We start from the raw sequence: 19,574 nt of genomic DNA on the forward strand, positions 1-19,574 counted from the left end.
ACGGGCGGACGCAAGACGTTCAGTCGCTCCCGACGAGAGGGGATGGATAGGGCTCCGCGTCCGGGCATCCGGCGGGCTCGCGTCCCGGCTCGAACACCCACGACCACTCGCCGGGTTCGTCCGTTCCCGCGTGCCGGAACCCCGCCGACCGCAGGGTGCGGGTGATGGGGGTGTTGTCCAGCTGGGTCAGCGCGGTGACGGTGTCCAGCCCACGCTGTCGGGCGTGTTCCAGCAGCGCGTCCCGCAGCACCGATCCGACCCCGTGTCCCTGCCAGTCGTCGCGGACCAGCAGGGCGAGTTCCCCCTCGTCGGCGGTGTAGCCGAGGTTTCCCATGCCGATGACCTCGCCCGTGACGGAGAAGGCCAGCAGCGATCTGCCGAGTTCCGGGGTGAGCAGCAGTCTCAGCCCGCGCTCCGTGGGGGTTCCCGCCCCGAAGTAACGGCGGTGCATACCGGCCCCCGAACACCACCCGTGCAGGGCACGCACCAGGTCGAGATCGCACGTGTCGGCGGTGCGCAGCAGGACCGGCCTGCCGTGCTTGGTGCGCAGGCTCCGCACGGGCCTGCCGAGCAACCTCCGCCGGGTGCTCACCAGCGTCAGCAGGGCACCGGCCCTGGCGAACTCGGCGGGGGTGAACTCCCCGTGGGGGCGCCGTACCGTGAGCAGGCCACCGTCGGGATCGGTCAGCCGCATGACGGTCCCCTCGACCCCCTCGATTCCGGCCTCTCCCGGATGGCGCGCGCTGCGCGACGTCACCTCTCCGAGCAGGGCACGCAGCGCGCGTTCCGGCTCGACGGTGCCGGTCACGAGTTCGTTGGCCAGGCGCAGTGCCCGGGTGGGCATGTCGTCCAGTTCGCGCGGGTCGGTGCGTTCCGCGGTGACCCCGCCGGCACCGGCTCCCGCCACGGCAGCGACCAGCTCGGAGTGCGTGGTGGCCACGGGCAGGTCCAGCAGGAACTCGTCGACCGCAGCGTCGGCGACCGGGTGCACCCGCACCGTCCTGATGTCAGCGTCCAACCGGGACAGTTCACTCGCCACCGCGGCCAGCGCACCGGGAGTGTCGTCCACAGAGGCCCGCACCCGCCACAGTTGCCGGGACGGGGTCAGCGCCGAGGCGACCGTGCTCGACTCGGCGGGACGTGTTCCTCCCGCCCGCGGGGAAGAGTTCTCTCCGGTGTGCCGCACCGCCGTGCGGCACACGCCGAGCAGCAGCAGGACACCTCCGACGGACACGAGGGCGGGGGTGAACACTCCCCCCGCGTCCCAGTAGGCCAGTGCCCGGTGGGCCACACCGAGCAGGACGACGAGGACACCGATCCCGACCAGGGATGTCGGTCGGAATCGGCGGGCCGCGTGCTCACGGGGGACGAACTCCGAGTCGCTCATGGCGACATCCTGGGAGCGGGATGTTACCGGCGGAGCAAGGTCCGTTTAGCGGAGTGTTTCCGTCTCCCCGTGTCTCGGGCAATCCTTCGGGTGCGACGTCCCGCGCCTCCGGGGCCGCGCCGGGAAGCCCGCTCGGACCAGGGCGCCGGACGTCGTCCCACGACCGTCAGGTCGGCTGCACGGTGCGACGGTCCCGAACCGAACCGTCTATCCCGTGGATGAGGATCTCTCCTCCGTCGGAGTTCTCCAGCTGCCTGCGTGCCTCGTCGATCGCGTCCGCCTGGGTGTTGGTCTTCGACTGGGCGGAGTCGGTGGTCGCGTCGACCACTTTCCAGCCTCCTCCGCCGCCACCGGGAACGACGTGTCGCTGGGTCATGACTGCCTCTCCGGAAGGGGAAACGTTCTGTACCGGCGTACCCGCGTCGGAGCCCTTCCACACCCGCGGGCACCGGAACGAGCCGATCAACTTCCCCTGCCCCTCGTCAACACCGCCGCCCACCGAGCCGGGGCGTGTCGGGCGTGGCGGCGGGACAGCGCGGGAGGTTCCGGAGCACACTCGGAGACGGTGCCGCCCCGGTTCGGGGAGGGGCGGGGCGGCACCACGCGACCCACTCACACGTAGACGCTGCGCATCCGCTGCTCGTCGTAGCGTTCACCGGAGGCGACGCCGAGGGGAGCCACTCGTTCTATGGCGTCGAGGTCCTCCTCGGTGAGGGTGACCTCGGAGGCACCCGCGTTCTCCTCCAGGTAAGGCCGCCGTTTGGTCCCGGGGATGGCCACGATGTCCTCGCCCTGGGCGAGGACCCAGGCGATGGCCAGTTGGGAGGCCGTGACCCCCTTGTTCGCGGCCAGCTCGTGCACCCGTTCGACCACGTCCAGGTTCCGGCGGAAGTTCTCCCCCTGGAAACGCGGGGCACCGCGTCGGTAGTCGTCGGGGTCCAGGTCCTCGACCGAGCGGATCCTGCCGGAGAGGAACCCCCGCCCCAACGGCGAGTAGGCCACGAAGCCGATGCCGAGTTCGCGGCAGGTGGCCAGCACCCCGTTGTCCTCGGGATCCCTGCTGAACAGCGAGTATTCGGTCTGCACCGCCGTCACGGGGTGGGTGGAGTGTGCCCGCCGGATGGAGGACGGCGCGGCCTCGGAGATCCCGAGGAAGCGCACCTTGCCCTCCCGCACCAGTTCGGACAGTGCTCCCCAGGTCTCCTCCACCGGAACGTCCGGGTCCACCCGGTGCTGGTAGTACAGGTCCACGTGGTCGACTCCCAGTCGGCGCAGGGAGCCGTCGATCGCCGCCCGCAGGTACTCGGGTCGCCCGTTGACCCTGCCCGCCAGGTTCCCGTCGTCGTCGACCTCGTTGCCGAACTTCGTGGCCAGCACCACCTCGTCCCTGCGACCGGACAGCGCGCGTCCCAGCAACCTCTCGTTGCTCCACGGGCCGTACATGTCCGCCGTGTCGAAGAAGTCGATGCCGAGGTCGAGGGCTCTGTGGACGGTGGCCACGGACTCCTCGTCGTCCCTGCCCGCGTAGGCGAAGCTCATCCCCATGCATCCGAGTCCCTGCTCGCTCACCCGCAGCCCTTGGCTGCCCAGTCGGCGTTGCCGCATTCGAGGCCTCCGTGTCGGTGTTTCTCGCTCGCTCGTCCAGACTACGTAGCCGTGGGGCGTCCTTCGCGAGCGTTTTCCCGCGACCGCCCGCGGCGACGGGGTGGTGTGGTCTAGCCTTGTCGCACGATCGGTGCAGGCCCGGCATGGCCGCTCCCTCCACGGGGCGGATCGTGCGATGGTGGCCTGCGGTGTGCGGTCGTTCGAGACACGGAGGCCTGGCTTGGACCGCAGAAGTGTGCTCGTTCTGGTGGCGTGTGCCGTGCTCGCCGTGGGGTATCTGGTGGTGCGGGACCCGGTGGGCTCCGCCGGCCTCGTCCGCCAGGGGGCGACGATGCTGTTCGACAGCGTGGTGTTCGTCCTCCAGTCGCTGGTGACCTTCGTGCGTCACCTGTTCGCCGGGTGAGCGGCCCTCTTTCAGGGGCTTTTCCGAGAATTCCAGCGTGTTGTGGATGACACGTGTTCTTCGTCACTTATACTTGTCCGTGCAGGGTTGTGATGTTCACGGGCCGGAAACACGGAAGAGGTGGCGGAGATGTCCTCGACGGCCGAACTGGGGGACGTGCTGCGTGCCCTCGCCCAGCTGCGCACCGGCGTGGACGAGCTCTACGCGCGTTACGGGGACACCCCCGTGGTGCGGCGTGTGGAGAACGACCTGCAACGACTGGAGATCGACGTTTCCGAGCTGTCGACGGCCGCTCCCGGTCCACCGTCCCAACGCTCCCACGGCGGCCGGGACACCTCCCGGGGCGGGGGCGTCGCGGGAAGGCCCTCCGGGGGGCAGGAGATCGTCGAGGTCCCGGACACCCCGTACGACCCCTCCTGGTGGCGGGGAGTGGACGACGAGGGGGTGGGGGGCCAGTCGGCTCACCAGGACTGAGCACGGACCAGCCATCGTCAGGACATCCGCGACCCCAGAGGTAGAGCAGAGCATGGCCGCTCCCACGACCACGTCCGGTCCGCGACGCACCCGCACCCTGCGCACCGATCGGTGGTGGTTGCCCCCCTTGGGCACCGCCCTGGGCCTGTCCGCCTTCGTGGTCTACGGGCTGGTGCGCACCTTCATGAACACGTGGTACTGGGCACCGGAACAGCACTATCTCGCCCCGTTCTTCTCCCCCTGCCTCAGCGAGGCGTGTGTGCCGGGGGCCAGCCACCTCGGAACCCCCTTCCCCGACCTGGCCCCGTGGGTTCCCCCTCCGGTGTTCGTGCTGCCCTTCGTGTTCGGGTTCCGGCTGACCTGTTACTACTACCGCAAGGCCTACTACAGGGCGTTCTGGTTGTCCCCACCCGCGTGCGCGGTGACCGAGCCACACCGCCGGTACACCGGCGAGTCCCGTCTTCCGCTGCTCCTGCAGAACGCGCACCGCTACTTCTTCTACGCCGCCGTGCTGGTGGCTGCCGTGCTGACCTACGACACCGTGCTGGCCTTCCACGGTGTGAACGGCGGCGTGGGGGTCGGGCTCGGCACGCTGCTCATGGTCGTCAACGTGGTGCTGCTGTGGGGATACACGCTTTCGTGTCATTCCTGCCGGCACCTGGTGGGAGGACGGATCAACCACTTCTCCCGGCATCCGGTGCGCTACCGCCTGTGGACCTGGGTCAGTCGGCTCAACGGCAGGCACATGTCGCTGGCCTGGGCCTCGCTGTTCTCGGTGGCGCTGGTGGACCTGTACGTGATGCTCGTGGCCTCCGGGGCGTTCCCCGACCCCCGCTTGATCAACTGACCCGGATTTCCTCGGGAGGAGTCGGACAGTCATGGCCGAAACGGAACGGCACGACTACGACGTGGTCGTGGTCGGGGCGGGCGGGGCGGGGCTCCGCGCCGCGATCGAGGCCCGGGAGCGCGGGATGCGCACGGCGGTGTTGTGCAAGTCGCTGTTCGGCAAGGCACACACCGTCATGGCCGAGGGCGGGATCGCCGCGGCCATGGGCAACGTCAACGCGGGGGACGACTGGAGGGTGCACTTCCGCGACACGATGCGCGGGGGCAAGTTCCTCAACAACTGGAGGATGGCCGAGCTGCACGCCCTGGAGGCCCCCCAGCGGGTGTGGGAGCTGGAGACCTACGGCGCACTGTTCGACCGCACTCCGGACGGGCGAGTGAGCCAGCGTAACTTCGGCGGCCACGAGTACCCCCGGCTGGCGCACGTGGGGGACCGTACCGGGCTGGAACTGATCCGCACCCTGCAACAGCGGATCGTCTCGCTGCAACAGCGGGACCACGCCGAACACGGGGACTACGAGGCGGGGCTGCGGGTCTTCGCCGAGTTCACGGTCACCGACCTGCTCCGGGAGGGGGACCGGATGGCCGGGGTGGTCGGGTACTGGCGGGAGAGCGGCAGGTTCGCGGTGCTGCGGGCCCCCGCGGTCGTGTTGGCCACCGGAGGGATCGGCAAGTCCTTCAAGGTCACCTCCAACTCCTGGGAGTACACCGGGGACGGACACGCCCTGGCGCTGCGCGCCGGGGCACGACTGATCAACATGGAGTTCGTCCAGTTCCACCCGACCGGGATGGTGTGGCCGCCCAGTGTGAAGGGAATCCTGGTCACCGAATCGGTGCGCGGCGACGGGGGTGTGCTGCGCGACGCGCACGGGCGGCGGTTCATGTTCGACTACGTCCCCGAGGTCTTCAAGGAGTCCTACGCGGACTCCCCGGAGGAGGCCGACCGCTGGTACACGGATCCGGACCGTAACCGCAGGCCCCCCGAACTGCTGCCCCGCGACGAGGTCGCCCGCGCGATCAACAACGAGGTGAAGGAGGGCAGGGGCAGCCCGCACGGAGGGGTTTACCTGGACGTGGCCAGCAGACTCTCCACGGAGGAGATACTGCGCAGGCTGCCCTCGATGCACCACCAGTTCAAGGAACTGGCCGATGTGGACATCACGGCCCAGAGTATGGAGGTGGGCCCCACCTGCCACTACGTGATGGGCGGGGTCGAGGTGGATCCCGACTCGGCCGCCTCGGCCGTGCCCGGCCTGTTCGCCGCCGGTGAGGTGGCCGGGGGGATGCACGGTTCGAACCGGTTGGGTGGGAACTCGCTGTCGGATCTGCTGGTCTTCGGCAGAAGAGCCGGGATCGGGGCGGCCGAGTACGTCGTGGGGCTGGTACGACGCCCCGAGGTCTCCGCCGGGGAGGTGGACGAGGCCGTGCACACCGCCCTGGAACCCTTCGACGCGGCGGGGGTCCGGGGCGGGGAGAACCCCTACGCCCTGCACGCGGAGTTGCAGCAGGTGATGAACCGGCTGGTCGGCATCATCCGGGACGGCGGCGAGATGTGCTCGGCCCTGGAGCAGCTGACCGAGATCCGGCAGCGCGCTGTCCGGATGACCGTCCCCGAGGGGAACCGACAGTTCAATCCCGGCTGGCACCTGGCCCTGGACGTGCGCAACATGCTGCTGGTCAGCGAGTGTGTCGCCGCGGCGGCCCTGCGGCGCACCGAGAGCCGGGGCGGGCACACCAGGGAGGACCACCCCCGGATGGACCCCAACTGGCGCAACCGACTGTTGAGCTGCGTGTTGCGCGGGGGTGAGCTGGAGCTCTCCGAGCAGCCGCAGGAACCGATGCGTCCGGACCTGATGCGTCTGTTCTCCCGGGAGGAACTGGAGAAGTACTTCACCGCCGAGGAGCTGGGCGTGCTCGGGGAACCGTCCCGAAAGCGATGACAGCCACGGTCGGGAACGTGGAGCCGCTGCGTGGAAGGAACGGTGCGATGGGACAACGGGTGCGGCTGCGGGTGTGGCGCGGCAGCGGAGACGAGGGAGAACTGCGGGACTACGAGGTGGAGGCCGAGGAGGGGGAGGTGGTGTTGGACCTGCTGCACCGTCTGCAGGCCACCCACTGCCCCGATCTCGCGGTGCGGTGGAACTGCAAGGCGGGCAAGTGCGGTTCGTGTTCGGCGGAGGTCAACGGCAGGCCCCGGCTGACCTGTATGACGAGGATGTCGCTGTTCGACCCGGAGGAGACCGTCACCGTCACTCCGATGCGGACCTTCCCGGTGATCAAGGACCTCGTCTGCGACGTCTCCTACAACTACGTGAAGGCCCGCGAGGTTCCGGGTTTCACCCCTCCGGCGGGGGTGGAACCCGGCCAGTACCGGATGTGGCAGCGGGACGTGGAGCGTTCCCAGGAGTTCCGCAAGTGCATCGAGTGCTTCCTGTGCCAGGACACCTGTCACGTGATCCGGGATCACGAGGAGAACAAGGAGGCCTTCTCCGGTCCCCGTTTCCTGATGCGGGTGGCCGAGCTGGAGATGCACCCACTGGACGACTACGACGGGGACCGTGCGGAGGAGGCCCGTGGTGAGCACGGCCTGGGGCTGTGCAACATCACGAAGTGCTGCACCGAGGTGTGCCCGGAACACATCCGAATCACCGACAACGCGCTGATCCCGCTCAAGGAGCGCCTGGCCGACAGGCGTTACGACCCGATCCCGTGGTTGTTCCGGCGCCGTGGATAGGGCCCTCCCCGCTGGGAGGGCCCGCAGGGCGCGGTGACCCGACTCCCGCCGGAGTCAGTCTCCGGACTGGAGTTTCTGGTTGCGTGCGCTGAAGCCCCGCCCCAGCCGGGCCACTTCCTGTTCCATCTGCGGAAGCAGCCTGCGCACCACCGGCTTCATCAGCAGTTCGACCAGGCGGGAGGAGGGCAGGTTGCGCAGCCAGTGCATCAGCATGACCGAGCGGGGGACGTAGATCCGACGAGCCCGCCGTTCGATTCCGGCGGTGATCGCACGGGCGCAGTCCTCGACCGTGGTGGTCGAGTGCATCGGCCACGGCAGCTTCGCCCGCATCGCGCGGAAGCTCGGCAGGTCCGCCGAGGCGTCGCGCACCAGGTCGGTGTCGATCCAGGAGGGATGGGCGCTTCCCACCGCGACCCCCAGGTGCGAGGTCTCGGAGCTGAGCGCGCTGGCCAGGGCCTCCGAGCCGGCCTTGCTGGCCGTGTAGGCGGCCATGCCCCCGATGGGGGTGAAGGCGGACAGGGAGGAGATCACCAGCAGGTAGCCGTGGCGTTCGACCAGGTGGGGCATGGCCGCCTGGGCGGTGTGGAACACCCCGTTGAGGTTCACGTCGATGGTCTTGGTGAAGGCCTTCGGGTCGTGGTGGCGGACCGTGCCGAAGGGGGCGATTCCGGCGTTGGCGACCACCACGTCGATGCCGCCCAACTGTTGTGCGGTCTTCTCGATCGCGGTGCCGATGGACTCCGGGTCGGTGACGTCGGCCTCGAACCACACGTGTCCGTCGCCGAGTTCGGCGGCCACGGCGGCGAGTTCGTCCGGTTCCAGGCCGATGAGCGCCAGTCGCGCTCCGCGGCGGGCGAGTTGCCGGGCGGTCTGGGCGCCGATCCCCCGGGCTGCGCCCGTGATGGCAACGACTCTGCCGGACATCGACATGGGCATGGGCTCTCCCTGAACTCGGTGAGCTGGCTACGGCGGTGGCCGGACCGGATACGGACCGGCTGGGTTACCCATAGTAGGTTACTGGCTCGTAAAGTAAAGGGGTGTGCCGGTGGTCACTTCGCGTGACACCGAACGGGCCCAGCCTGGGCGGGGCCGGAGGTCGACACCGTTTCCGCCGTGTCGGGCCCGGCGGCGGCAGCCGAGAGCCCGGAAACCGAGCCGAGTCCGGCAGCTCTCCTAGAAGTGCTCGCCGAGCTCGGCGAAACGCTCGACCACCCGGAACCCGTCCCGCCGCTCGGGAAGCTCACGCCGCTCCAGCGACCAGGTCTGCGGATGCGGCACGAGCACCGCGTTCAGCCCCGCGTCCAGCGCGGGCCACACGTCCGAGCCCGGGGAGTTGCCGATCATCCAGGTGACCGTGGGGTCCAGATCGTGCTCGACGACGAAGTGCTTGTAGGTCTCCGGTTCCTTCTCGGCGACGATTCCGACGCCGGTGAACAGCTCCCGCAGCCCGGAGGACTCGATCTTTCCGCTCTGCTCCGCGTGGTTTCCCTTGGTGAGCAGGTACAGGTCGTGACGGGTGGCCAGCTCCCGCAGGGTCTCGGCGACCCCGTCGATCAGCTCGACCCGCCGCTGTCGGATGGGGGCACAGGCCCTGCTCAGCTCGGCGCGGTCGAACTCGGTGACCCCCTGTCCGTCCCGCAGCCGCGCCAGACACTCGATGAGACTGCGTTCGAAACTGTCCACCCCGTAACCGTGGATCCGGCAGTTCACCCGTTCCACCTCGTCCAACCGGGAACGCACCTGCTCGCGGGAGAGGGTCGGGTGGGCGAGGTGGTCGATGAAGGCTTCGACGGCACGTTCGAACAGGACGTTGTTCTCCCACAGCGTGTCGTCGGCGTCGAACACGAGACTCCGGCGCATCACCGCACATCCCATCCGGTTCGGGGACACGACCGCACGGAACCTACCGAGGAGCGTGGGGAGAGGGAAAGCCTCTCCGGGCGACTCTCGCCCGGAAGGCGGCACGCCCGGAGTGCGGAGGATCCGGACCGCGAAAAACCGGCGGCGCCGTTCACCGTGGAACGAACGCCGCCGGGTTCCGTCCGAGTTCCGTAGCGGAACTCACAGTTGCTCGCGCAGCTGCTTGAGCTCGTCCAGCTCCTGTTGCCTGGAGTCGCGGATCTGTCGGGCGATCGACCGCAGTTGCTGGTCGGAGCCCCGTTCGATCTCGGTGTCGGTCATCTCGAGCACGGCGTCGTGGTGGTCGATCATGGCCTTGACCCAGAGCGTGGCGAACTCCCCGCGCGGGGCCTCCTCCAGCTCGGTGATCTCACCGGCCACGTCGGTCTCCGGCATCCAGGTGTGCTGCTCCCCGGAGTCCGCGCCGCCCTCCTGCCGCTCGGCGAGCCACTCGTCGATCCGCTCGAGGTACTGCCCGTGCTGTTCGAGTTGCTCGGCGAACTCGGTGACACGCTGCTGAGCGGAGTTGTTCAGCGCGATCTCCACGAGCTGTTCCTCGGCGCGGTGGTAGGCCTTCATCTGCCGGGCGAACTCCAGGTCGATGTTGGCCTCGGCCTTCTCCTCACCCTTCGCGGGGACGATCGCGCTCGGCGGCGGGGGAGTTCCCGGAGCTGGAGACTGCTCGCTGGCTTCTTCGTAGTTCGGCGAGCAGCCGGTCAGTGCCAGGACCGCGGCCCCCAGGACGCCGATGATCGTGCTTGTGCGCACCGTTGCTTCGCCTCCGGACATGCTGATCCTCCCCCGGGCAGGTCGAGTGCCGGACACGTCGACACGCCTGCGGAGCCCTTCGTACCGCTGTTGCGTGCCACCGTCACGGGTGGTCCCAGTCAGCTTAAGGGGTCGCCTCGACAGCGCCTGCCCGGGTGGTCGGGTGTCGGATGGATCTCAACGGGATGCTCGGCGAGTTCGTGATGAATAGGGTGACTACGGCCCGGACGTAGCGGAGCTGAACGACAGAGCTAATATCCGCAGATGGCAGTGGCTCAGTGGTGGGACGGCGAACCCCGCCGACACCGTTGTGCTCCTGCCAACCAGGGTTAGCCGGCCCGGGAGGGGCCGGGCGGTCCCGTGATCGGGGCCGACAACGTCTTCGAGGCAGTGCAGGAGGCACCGTGACGGCCGTCGCGCCAGAGCCGATCACTTCGCGCCCCTATCCGGTGCGAAAGACGTCCAAGGGATCCACACTGCTGGGACTGCTGCGCACCACCGATCCCAAGCAGCTCGGCATTCTCTATCTGACCACCTCGATAGGCTTCTTCCTGGTCGGCGGTCTGATGGCCATGCTGATCCGCGGCGAGCTCGCGGTGCCGGGCATGCAGTTCCTGTCGCAGGAGCAGTACAACCAGCTGTTCACCATGCACGGCACGATCATGCTGCTGCTGTACGCGACACCCGTGCTGTTCGGCTTCGCCAACTACATCCTGCCGCTGCAGATCGGCGCCCCCGACGTGGCCTTCCCCCGGCTGAACTCGTTCTCCTACTGGCTGTACCTCTTCGGCGGGCTGATCGTGGTCAGCGGGTTCCTCGCCCCCAACGGGGCCGCCGACTTCGGGTGGTTCGCCTACACCCCGCTGTCCAACCCGGTCCACTCGCCGGGCATCGGGGCGGATCTGTGGATCACCGGGCTGCTCGTCTCCGGGCTCGGCACCATCCTCGGCGGGGTCAACATGGTGACCACCGTGGTGTGCATGCGCGCCCCGGGCATGACCATGTGGCGGATGCCGATCTTCACCTGGAACATCCTGGTCACCAGTGTGCTGATCCTGATGGCCTTCCCGATCCTCACGGCCGCCCTGATGGGGCTGCTGGCCGACCGGCACATGGGCGCGCACGTGTTCGATCCCGCCAACGGCGGCGTGATCCTGTGGCAGCACCTGTTCTGGTTCTTCGGCCACCCCGAGGTCTACATCGTCGCGCTGCCCTTCTTCGGCATCGTCACCGAGATCTTCCCGGTGTTCTCCCGCAAGCCGCTGTTCGGCTACACCGGACTGGTCTACGCGACCCTCGGCATCGCCGCGCTGTCGGTCGTGGTCTGGGCGCACCACATGTACGCCACCGGTGCGGTGCTGCTGCCGTTCTTCGCCTTCACCACCTTCCTGATCGCGGTGCCCACCGGCATCAAGTTCTTCAACTGGATCGGCACCATGTGGAAGGGTCAGATCACCTTCGAGACCCCGATGATCTTCAGTGTCGGGTTCCTGGTGACCTTCCTGTTCGGCGGGCTGACCGGCGTGCTGCTGGCCTCGCCTCCCATCGACTTCCACGTCTCGGACACCTACTTCGTGGTGGCCCACTTCCACTACGTGCTCTACGGCACGATCGTGTTCGCGACCTTCGCCGGCATCTACTTCTGGTTCCCGAAGATGACCGGCCGGATGATGGACGAGCGGCTGGGCAAACTGCACTTCTGGCTGACCTTCATCGGCTTCCACGCCACGTTCCTGGTGCAGCACTGGCTCGGCAACGAGGGGATGCCCCGCCGCTACGCCGACTACCTGCCCGGTGACGGCTTCACCACGTTGAACACCATCTCCACGGCGGGAGCGTTCCTGCTCGGCGCGTCGATGCTGCCGTTCCTGTACAACGTGTTCAAGAGCTACCGCTACGGAGAAGTCGCCGAGGTCGACGACCCGTGGGGTCACGGCAACTCGCTGGAGTGGGCCACCTCCTGCCCGCCGCCGCGGCACAACTTCACCGAGCTGCCGCGCATCCGTTCCGAGCGGCCCGCCTTCGAGCTGCACTACCCGCACATGAGCGAGCGGATGAGGCTGGAGAGCCACGTGGGCCTGTCCGGCAAGCCGCTGGCGCACGCCGGCGCCGGCAACCCCTCCGAGGTGGAAGGCTCCTCGGCGGGACACAACAGCGACGGGAAGTGACGTTCGACCTAACGACATCCTTCACGGGTGTGTCACGGTGAACCCGCTCGACGGGGAGCCCCGGCCGGTCGGCCGCCGACCGGTCCGGGGCTCTGTGTCGTTCGGGACGGTTTCCCGAACCCCGTAGGGTGGACCGTAGAGCCGAATATCGAGGGAGTGTCGTCAGTCGTGACCACGTCGAATCCCACCACCGTGCTGATGACCGTGACCGGCCAGGACCGGCCGGGCGTGACGTCGGTGCTGTTCGCGGCGCTGACCAGGCACGGGGTGGACGTGCTCGATGTCGAGCAGGTCGTGATCCGCGGACGACTGGTCCTCGGAGTACTCGTTTCCACCGAGCAGGATCCCGAGCAGCTCCAGGAGTCCATCGAGCAGGCGATGGCGACCGTGGGGATGGCTGTCGAGGTGGAGATCGACGCCGAGGACGGTCAGGCCGACAAACTCGGTTCGACCCACGTCGTCACGGTGCTCGGTCAGCCGGTCACCGCGCGCAGCTTCTCGGAAGTGGCCCGCAAACTGGCCGAGATCAACGTCAACATAGACTCCATCCAGCGGGTGGCCGACTACCCGGTCACCGGACTACAGCTGCACGTGACCTCGGAGGAGACGGGAGAACGGGCCGACGAGCGGCTCACCTCCGAGATGTCCGACCTGTCCGAGGACATCGGTGTCGACGTCGCCGTGGAACGCACCGGCCTGTCCCGCCGCGCCAAGCGACTCGTGGTGTTCGACGTCGACTCGACCCTGGTCCAGGGCGAGGTCATCGAGATGCTGGCCGCCAAGGCCGGGCGCGAGGAGGAGGTCCGCAGGGTCACCGAGCAGGCCATGCGTGGCGAGGTGGACTTCGCCGAGTCCCTGCGGCGCAGGGTGGCGGTGCTGGAGGGCCTGCCCGCCTCGGTGCTGGACGAGGTCGGCAAGGAGCTCCGCCTGACCCCCGGTGCGCGGACCACGGTGCGCACCCTGCGCAGGCTCGGATACCACACCGGTGTGGTATCCGGCGGTTTCACCAGGATCATTGACTACCTCGTCGACGATCTCGGTCTCGACTTCAGCGCGGCCAACGACCTGGAGATCGTCGACGGTAAACTCACGGGCCGTGTCGTCGGCGAGATCGTCGACCGCGGAGGCAAGGCTCGTGCGTTGCGACGTTTCGCCGAGTCCTACAACGTGCCGCTCTCGCAGTGCGTGGCGGTCGGTGACGGTGCCAACGACATGGACATGCTCGCCACGGCCGGACTGGGCGTGGCGTTCAACGCCAAGCCCGCGCTGCGGGAGATCGCGGACACCGCGCTGTCCCATCCCTTCCTCGACGCGGTGCTGTTCGTGCTCGGGGTGACCAGAGCCGAGGTGGAGGCCGCCGACGCGGAGGACGGGTTCGTGGCGCGTGTGCCGCTGGAAACGTGACGTGAGGTGACCGGTACATGATGTCCAGCGGGGGCTGGTTCGTGCGCCTGGCGCGGGTGCTGCTCGGGGCCTTGGCGATCGTCGCCGTGGGCAGACAGTTCCTCGTCGAGGTCTGGCTGCCCGGTTTCTCGCCGGTGAACTTCTTCAGCTACTTCACGATTCTCAGCAACATCGCAGCCGGGCTGCTGCTGGTGCGGCTCGGAGTCGCGCCGGGCCTGGGCAACCGGGTCTGGCTGGAGTGGCTGCGTGGAGGAATGACCGTCTACATGGCGACCACCGGGATCGTGTTCGCCCTGCTGCTGGACGACGGGGACCTCGGGCTGACGTTGCCGTGGGTCAACACCGTGATGCACCGGGTGGTTCCCGTGGTGATGTTCCTGGACTGGCTGGTGGTCCGGCCGCGTGCGCGGGTGGGTTACGGCCGGGCGCTGTCCTGGTTGTTCGTTCCCCTGGCCTACGTGACCTACGCGCTGGTGCGGGGCGCGGTGACCGGATGGTTCCCGTACCCCTTCCTGCGTCCGGAGGCGGTCGGCGGTATCGACGGGGTGCTGCTGCACCTGCTGTTCATGGCCCTGGGCATCGCCGCGGCTGCGGTGCTGGTGGCCTGGCTCGGCAACGTGCGCGTGGGCGAGCGCAGCGAGGAACGCGTGCCGGTCTGAGCGGCGGTGCGGGTTCCCGCCGGCGCTGCCGGTGCGGAACCCGCGGGCGGCCCGGCGGTCTCGGTCGCGGGTGGTGTCGGACAATGGGGGCGTGAGTGATCCCGCCGCTGTGCTGCACCCGCTGACCGAGCGCTACGCCTCCTGGTTGGCGTTGCCGGACCACCTCACGGCCGACACCTCGGACGAGGACCCCGAGGACGTGGTGCTGATGCCGGTGGTGCTGCGCATCGAACGCGGCGCCCCTCCGGCGCGTACCGCCTTGCTGGAGGCCGCCGCCGTCTGCGCGCTGTCCGTCTGCCTGGACGAGCGCAGCGCGCCGGCGGGCCCGTGGCACGCAGCCGTCTCCGAGTGGGTCGGTGGGCGGATCCGCAAGGTCACCCGCCGGGCCCGCGGGTCACACTGGCGGGCGGTGGAGGAGCTCGCCGGCATCACGGTCTCCGTCGGTGGAGCCGAGGCGCGTGCGCTGCTGCCCACCAGACTCTCCGAGATGCCCCGCGAGTTGACCAGACTACAGATCTCGGGCAGCGAGCTGCCGCACGACGACCCCGGGGAACCGCCCGCCGGTGTTCCGGTGCTGTGGCTGAACCCCGAGGTCGACATGAGCGCGGGCAAGGCCGCCGCCCAGGTGGGACACGCGACGATGATCCTGGCCGCCCTGCTGCACGGCGACGCGTGCGCCGGAGGGCAACGGTCCGCCCGGGCCGAACAGGAACTGCGCGGATGGGTCGAGGACGGCTTCCGCTGTGCGGTCCGCACCCCCTCGCCGGAACAGTGGAAGGAACTCTCCCCTACGGAGGACCCGGCGACGGCGTGGCGGCGGCGAGGCATCGCCGCCGTGCGCGACGCGGGGTTCACCGAGATCGACCCCGGCACGGTCACCGTGCTCGCCCAGTGGCCTCGGTAGGGACGGCTCCCGCGTGGTCAGTGCAGCACCTGTCCCACCTCGGGATGGGGGATGTCGTGACGGTAGGGGGAGGTGGACTTGCCGCCGTCGACCACCAGCGTGGTTCCGGTGATCCACTGGGCCTCGTCCGAGGCGAGGAAGGCCGCGGCACGCGCGACGTCCTCGGGGGTGGCCTCACGTCCCAGGGGATAGGAGGAGTCGATCCGTTCCCGGGGGATACGTTGCAGGTTCGTGGCGAACTCGGTGTCCACGAACGCGGGGGCCACGCTGTTGACCCGCACTCCGGGGGCGAGCTGGTCGGCCAGGCTGCGACACAGCACTTCCAGGGCGGCTTTGGTCATCGAGTAGGCGGGCACCCGGACATTGGCCGAACCCGCCACGGAGCTGAGCAGTATCACCGAGCCGCCGTGTTCTTCCATGCTCGCCCGGTAGGCCAGCTTCACGTACTCCAGGGCGGAGAGCACGTTCAGGTCGTACTCCTTGAGCATGGCTTCGGGATCGAGGTCCAGAACCGGGGCGTTCTTCGAGACGTTGGTGGCGGTGTTGTGGACCAACAGGTCCAGTCTGCCGAACTCGGCAACGGTCCGTTCTACCGTGGCCTCCCGCTGCTCGGGCCTTCTGGCGTGTCCGGGTACAGCGAGTATCTTCGCCCCGGTCCGCTCGCCGATCGTGCGGGCGGCCTGTTCCAGGGCACTCTCGCCGCGTGCGGTGATCGCCACGTTGGCTCCCTCCCGGGCGAGCTGTTCGGCGATGGCGTAGCCGATCCCCCGCGACCCCCCCACCACCAACGCGGTCTTGTCCGTGAAGCGTCCGGTCACCGTTTCTCCCCCGTTCTTTCCGTTCGGGTCGGTTCAGGGTCGGAAACTAGGTGACGGAACTGACACCGTGCTGACACGGGACTGACGCCGTGCCGTGGTGGGCGGTTCAGCCGGTTCCCGACAGCAGCAGGTGGCGGAACTCGGTGACCAGGGGGCGGAGGTCGATGTGGTGCCACGCCGCCCACAGCCGCACCGGTGAGGGGTGCCAGGCGATCTCGCGCAGCCTCACCTCGGGAGGAGCGCTGTCCCGCATACTGCGCTGGATCAGTGCCAGGCCCAGGCCGGAGGCGACCAGCCCCAGCGCGGCGAGCGGTTCCGGGGCGGTGGTGCGGATGCGGGGGGTGAACCCGGCCGCCGCGCAGGAGGACAGGAAACCCTCGGAGCCACCGGGCGGATCGCCGTCGGCCACGGTGATCCAGGACTGCCCGTCCACGTCCTCGGGGCGGATGTCGGTGTGCTCGGCCAGCGGATGCCGGTCCGGAACGGCCAGCATGAGCGGGTCCTCCAGTACCAGCGCGGATTCGAGCAGCGGATCGTCGTTCTCCGGGGGCGTGTCCACCAGAGCGATGTCCAGACCGCGCCGCCGCAGCCCCTCCAGCTGTTCGGCCGGGGGCTGGTTGTACAGCGCCACGTGCACCTCCGGGCGCTGCTGGCGCAGGGAACGCAGTGCACGGGGCAGTACCCCGGCGTGCAGGGCGTGGCCCACGTAGCCCAGGCACAGTCCTCCGGTCTCACCGCGCCCCAGACGTTGTCCGAGGGACTCCAGCCTCTCGGCGTGCCGCAGCAGTGCCTGTGCCTCGGTGCGGAACACCCGACCGTCGGCGGTGAGACGGAGACGTTGTCGGTCGCGTTCGAACAGGGTGCAGCCCAGCTGTTTCTCCAGGTCCGCGATCCGGCGACTCAGCGGGGACTGGGAGACGTGCAGTGCCTCGGCCGCCCGGCCCACGTGTTCGGTCTCGGCCACGGCCACGAAGTAGTGGAGTTGACGCAGATCCAGCATGTTCAGACCTTCGCGGAAACAAGTTTCGCCCAGCGAGTCTTAGACAGTCTCACGAACTCACCCTAACGTCGTAGTGGACGACGTGGAGAGGAGTACACATGAGCATCCGCTCGTTAGTGGCCGAGCACACTCTCGGTTTCGGCGCGGCCCCCCTGGGCAACATGTTCCGCGCCGTGCCGGAGGAGGACGCGCTGGCCACGGTCGAGACCGCCTGGAAGGAGGGCATCCGCTACTACGACACGGCACCGATCTACGGGGCCGGGCTGTCCGAGGACAGGCTGGGGCGGGTGCTGTCGCAGTACCCCCGCTCCGACTACGTGCTCAGCACGAAGGTCGGCCGGGTGATCGAGGAGGAGACCGGAGGACCGGCCGAGCCGAACCCGGAGGGGGACGGCCTGTTCGCGCACGGACTCCCGAACAGGGTAGTCGACGACTACACCTACGACGGGACCCTGCGCGCGGTCGAACAGTCCCTGCGGCGGCTGCGCACCGACCACATCGACATCGCCTGGGTACACGACGTCTCCCCGGACTTCCACGGCGACGACTGGATCGACGCCTTCGCCGCGGCCCGCACCGGGGCGTTCCGCGCGTTGGAGAGCCTGCGTGAGCAGGGGGTCGTCCGGGCATGGGGCCTGGGCGTGAACACGGTCGAGCCCTGCGAACTGGTGCTGGGGCTGGAGGAACCGCGCCCCGACGCGTTCCTGCTGGCCGGACGCTACACCCTGTTCGACCATGCCCACGCCGCCCAACGGCTGCTTCCCACCTGCGAGGAGCGCGGCGTCGACCTGGTGGTGGGCGGCCCCTTCAACTCCGGTGTGCTGGCCGGGGGAGAGCACTTCGAGTACCGGCCGGCCTCCGCGGAGGTGCTGGACCGGGTGCGGCGGCTGCGGGACGTCGCCGAGAACCACGGGGTGGACCTGAAGGCGGCGGCCCTGCGGTTCCCGACGGCCCACCCGGCGGTGGCCGCCACGATCCCGGGTATGTCACGGCCCGAGCGCGTGAGCGAGAACCTGGAGTTGTCCCGCACCCCGATTCCCGAGGGGTTCTGGCGTCAACTGCGGGAGGAACGACTGGTCTCCGCCGAGGTGCCGCTGCCGGGCGGGGACTGAGGATCCGAGTGGGGCCGGGGCGCAGTCCCGGTCCTGCTCAGTTCCGGGGAGATTCCGAGCGTTCCTCCCGTGCGTCGCCGACGCCGCGCGCGGCCAGGGCCTCGCCCAGTTCGTCGGCGTGACGCAGGGTGCGTATCAGGAAGGGGACGGCGAAGGCGGACACGGAACGGCTCGCGTCGCGGGCCCGCTGGGCCTCGCGGGTCTGTGCGGCGATGGTCGCCAACACTCCCACCGCCTGCACGGTCAGTCCCACCAGCAGCCCGAAGGTCTCGGGACGCAGTCCCAGCCGGCGGGCGGGGGCCAGCCCGCGTTCCACCGCCGAGACCAGGTCGTCGATCCTGGTGGTGAGGGTGAACAGGTTGGCCGCGCTGATCGCGGTGAGCAGTCGCAGGCACACCACGGCCGCGCTTTTCGGATCCAGCAGCCACGACTGCAACGCGAAGATCGCGCCCAGCACCACCAGCAGCGTTCCCGTCATCCGCAGCACCCGGTCGGGGCGGATGCGGGCCGTGACGAACCCGGCCAACACCGCCCCGGCCGCGACCGCGAGGGGGACCGGCTCGTCGAACAGCATCACCACGGTGGCGAAGACGAGCAGGCCGAGGAGTTTCCCCCCGGCCGGGGCGCGGTGCAGGGGGCTGTTGCCGGGCTGGTACAGGCCGAGGGGGCGACTCATGTCACGAGCTCCCGATAGTGGCGCAGTGCCGCGTGGGGCTCGTCGTCGGCGACGACCCGCCCCTGGTCGAGCACCACGACGCGGTCGAAGTTCTCCAGCAGTTCCAGGTCGTGGGTGACCAGCACCACCTGTTGTTCGAGGCGTTGCAGCCTTTCCACGAAGAGTCGTTTGTTGCGCAGGTCGAGCAGGGTGGTGGGTTCGTCACAGACCAGCACGTCCGGTTCGAGCACCAGCATGGCGCACAGCGCGAGCAGTTGTTTCTGCCCTCCGGAGAGCTGCTGCGCCGGGTGCTGGGCGTAGCCCTGCAGTCCGTGTTCGGCCAGCGCGGCCTCGGCGAGGCGCTGTCTTTCCTGTTTGGATAGACCTTTTCCGCGCAGGGAGAAGGCCACGTCCTCACCGGCGGTGGGCATGACGATCTGGGAGTCGGGGTTGGTGAACACGAAGCCGACCCGGGAGCGGACGCGCCTGCCGTCGCGGACCGCGTCGAGCCCGTCCACCAGCACCCGCCCCCGGGCCGGGCGCACCAGCCCGTTGATCGTTCTGGCCAGGGTGGACTTCCCGGATCCGTTGGCGCCGACGAACGCCACCCGTTTCTCCTCCAGGCGCAGGTCGATGCGGTCGAGCACGGTGTGCTCGCCGTAGGAGTGGCCCACTCCGTCGAACTCGATCAACCGTCTTCCTTCCACGACGACGTGCGCGAGACTGTTCCTCCGGGAG

At 69.0% G+C, this 19,574-nt stretch carries 20 protein-coding genes; 10 read left to right on the plus strand and 10 right to left on the minus strand.

The genetic code is table 11. The features are described 5' to 3' along the window. Positions 1 to 19: 19 nt before the first annotated feature. The 3 genes from ACTMO_RS20250 to ACTMO_RS0103910 all read right to left on the minus strand — a co-directional run bounded on the left by ACTMO_RS20250 (position 20) and on the right by ACTMO_RS0103910 (position 2,992). Positions 20 to 1,387, minus strand: a complete 1,368-nt coding sequence (locus tag ACTMO_RS20250) for a GNAT family N-acetyltransferase (RefSeq protein WP_051099017.1) — start codon at positions 1,385 to 1,387, stop codon at positions 20 to 22. A gap of 166 nt (positions 1,388 to 1,553) precedes the next feature. After that, the gene (locus tag ACTMO_RS0103905; RefSeq protein WP_019853356.1) at positions 1,554 to 1,763 is read right to left on the minus strand and encodes a DUF2188 domain-containing protein; all 210 of its coding nucleotides are present in this window, start codon (positions 1,761 to 1,763) and stop codon (positions 1,554 to 1,556) included. Positions 1,764 to 1,999: 236 nt separating this feature from the next. Next, on the minus strand, positions 2,000 to 2,992 hold the full coding sequence (locus ACTMO_RS0103910) for an aldo/keto reductase (RefSeq protein ID WP_019853357.1): 993 nt from the start codon (positions 2,990 to 2,992) through the stop codon (positions 2,000 to 2,002). A gap of 220 nt (positions 2,993 to 3,212) precedes the next feature. Here ACTMO_RS0103910 and ACTMO_RS0103915 point away from each other — a divergent pair, with 220 nt between their 5' ends. The 5 genes from ACTMO_RS0103915 (at position 3,213) to ACTMO_RS0103935 (ending at position 7,449) form a co-directional block, all read left to right on the plus strand. Continuing rightward, positions 3,213 to 3,395, plus strand: a complete 183-nt coding sequence (locus tag ACTMO_RS0103915; protein ID WP_019853358.1) for a hypothetical protein — start codon at positions 3,213 to 3,215, stop codon at positions 3,393 to 3,395. A gap of 129 nt (positions 3,396 to 3,524) precedes the next feature. After that, on the plus strand, positions 3,525 to 3,869 hold the full coding sequence (locus ACTMO_RS0103920; RefSeq protein WP_033401696.1) for a hypothetical protein: 345 nt from the start codon (positions 3,525 to 3,527) through the stop codon (positions 3,867 to 3,869). A gap of 52 nt (positions 3,870 to 3,921) precedes the next feature. After that, entirely contained in the window at positions 3,922 to 4,716 is a 795-nt protein-coding gene (locus tag ACTMO_RS0103925; protein WP_019853360.1) for a hypothetical protein, read from the plus strand. 31 nt (positions 4,717 to 4,747) lie between these two features. Then, positions 4,748 to 6,655, plus strand: a complete 1,908-nt coding sequence (locus tag ACTMO_RS0103930) for a fumarate reductase/succinate dehydrogenase flavoprotein subunit (protein WP_019853361.1) — start codon at positions 4,748 to 4,750, stop codon at positions 6,653 to 6,655. A 47-nt stretch (positions 6,656 to 6,702) separates the two neighbouring features. Further along, positions 6,703 to 7,449 carry a succinate dehydrogenase/fumarate reductase iron-sulfur subunit gene (locus ACTMO_RS0103935; RefSeq protein WP_026448846.1) on the plus strand — a complete coding sequence of 249 codons (747 nt, stop codon included), beginning with the start codon at positions 6,703 to 6,705 and terminating at the stop codon, positions 7,447 to 7,449. 54 nt (positions 7,450 to 7,503) lie between these two features. Here the strand turns inward: ACTMO_RS0103935 and ACTMO_RS0103940 are convergent, their stop codons facing one another. The 3 genes from ACTMO_RS0103940 to ACTMO_RS0103950 all read right to left on the minus strand — a co-directional run bounded on the left by ACTMO_RS0103940 (position 7,504) and on the right by ACTMO_RS0103950 (position 10,137). After that, positions 7,504 to 8,379 (minus strand): SDR family oxidoreductase, encoded by an 876-nt coding sequence (locus ACTMO_RS0103940; protein ID WP_019853363.1) that lies wholly within the window; start codon positions 8,377 to 8,379, stop codon positions 7,504 to 7,506. Between the two features lie 243 nt (positions 8,380 to 8,622). Further along, entirely contained in the window at positions 8,623 to 9,309 is a 687-nt protein-coding gene (locus ACTMO_RS0103945) for an HAD family hydrolase (protein ID WP_026448848.1), read from the minus strand. A gap of 201 nt (positions 9,310 to 9,510) precedes the next feature. Beyond that, on the minus strand, positions 9,511 to 10,137 hold the full coding sequence (locus ACTMO_RS0103950) for a DUF305 domain-containing protein (RefSeq protein WP_019853365.1): 627 nt from the start codon (positions 10,135 to 10,137) through the stop codon (positions 9,511 to 9,513). Between the two features lie 383 nt (positions 10,138 to 10,520). Between ACTMO_RS0103950 and ctaD the strand changes: the two genes are divergently transcribed. The 4 genes from ctaD (at position 10,521) to ACTMO_RS0103970 (ending at position 15,251) form a co-directional block, all read left to right on the plus strand. Next, a complete protein-coding gene (gene ctaD / locus ACTMO_RS0103955; RefSeq protein ID WP_019853366.1) occupies positions 10,521 to 12,284 on the plus strand; it encodes an aa3-type cytochrome oxidase subunit I in 1,764 nt (587 codons plus the stop codon). Positions 12,285 to 12,452: 168 nt separating this feature from the next. After that, positions 12,453 to 13,688, plus strand: a complete 1,236-nt coding sequence (serB, locus tag ACTMO_RS0103960) for a phosphoserine phosphatase SerB (RefSeq protein WP_019853367.1) — start codon at positions 12,453 to 12,455, stop codon at positions 13,686 to 13,688. A gap of 17 nt (positions 13,689 to 13,705) precedes the next feature. Next, positions 13,706 to 14,347, plus strand: a complete 642-nt coding sequence (locus tag ACTMO_RS0103965) for a Pr6Pr family membrane protein (RefSeq protein WP_019853368.1) — start codon at positions 13,706 to 13,708, stop codon at positions 14,345 to 14,347. A 91-nt stretch (positions 14,348 to 14,438) separates the two neighbouring features. Beyond that, positions 14,439 to 15,251, plus strand: coding sequence for an aminoacyl-tRNA hydrolase (locus tag ACTMO_RS0103970; protein ID WP_019853369.1), 813 nt, complete (start codon positions 14,439 to 14,441; stop codon positions 15,249 to 15,251). A 17-nt stretch (positions 15,252 to 15,268) separates the two neighbouring features. Here ACTMO_RS0103970 and ACTMO_RS20255 read toward each other — a convergent pair whose 3' ends face one another. Beyond that, the gene (locus ACTMO_RS20255; protein ID WP_019853370.1) at positions 15,269 to 16,069 is read right to left on the minus strand and encodes an SDR family oxidoreductase; all 801 of its coding nucleotides are present in this window, start codon (positions 16,067 to 16,069) and stop codon (positions 15,269 to 15,271) included. Between the two features lie 106 nt (positions 16,070 to 16,175). After that, complete coding sequence (locus ACTMO_RS0103980; protein WP_019853371.1) at positions 16,176 to 17,069, minus strand: LysR family transcriptional regulator; 894 nt, start codon at positions 17,067 to 17,069, stop codon at positions 16,176 to 16,178. Positions 17,070 to 17,167: 98 nt separating this feature from the next. Between ACTMO_RS0103980 and ACTMO_RS0103985 the strand changes: the two genes are divergently transcribed. Next, the gene (locus ACTMO_RS0103985; RefSeq protein WP_019853372.1) at positions 17,168 to 18,181 is read left to right on the plus strand and encodes an aldo/keto reductase; all 1,014 of its coding nucleotides are present in this window, start codon (positions 17,168 to 17,170) and stop codon (positions 18,179 to 18,181) included. 37 nt (positions 18,182 to 18,218) lie between these two features. Here ACTMO_RS0103985 and ACTMO_RS0103990 read toward each other — a convergent pair whose 3' ends face one another. Together ACTMO_RS0103990 and ACTMO_RS0103995 are read right to left on the minus strand one after the other, a co-directional pair. Next, positions 18,219 to 18,857: an energy-coupling factor transporter transmembrane component T family protein gene (locus ACTMO_RS0103990; RefSeq protein ID WP_019853373.1), complete on the minus strand. Its 639-nt coding sequence runs from the start codon at positions 18,855 to 18,857 to the stop codon at positions 18,219 to 18,221. Further along, positions 18,854 to 19,528 carry an energy-coupling factor ABC transporter ATP-binding protein gene (locus ACTMO_RS0103995; protein WP_019853374.1) on the minus strand — a complete coding sequence of 225 codons (675 nt, stop codon included), beginning with the start codon at positions 19,526 to 19,528 and terminating at the stop codon, positions 18,854 to 18,856. Before ACTMO_RS0103995 ends, ACTMO_RS0103990 begins: the two co-directional genes overlap by 4 nt. Between the last annotated feature and the right edge of the window lie 46 nt (positions 19,529 to 19,574).

Source organism: Actinopolyspora mortivallis DSM 44261, assembly GCF_000384035.1.
GTDB classification, from domain to species: Bacteria; Actinomycetota; Actinomycetes; order Mycobacteriales; family Pseudonocardiaceae; genus Actinopolyspora; species Actinopolyspora mortivallis.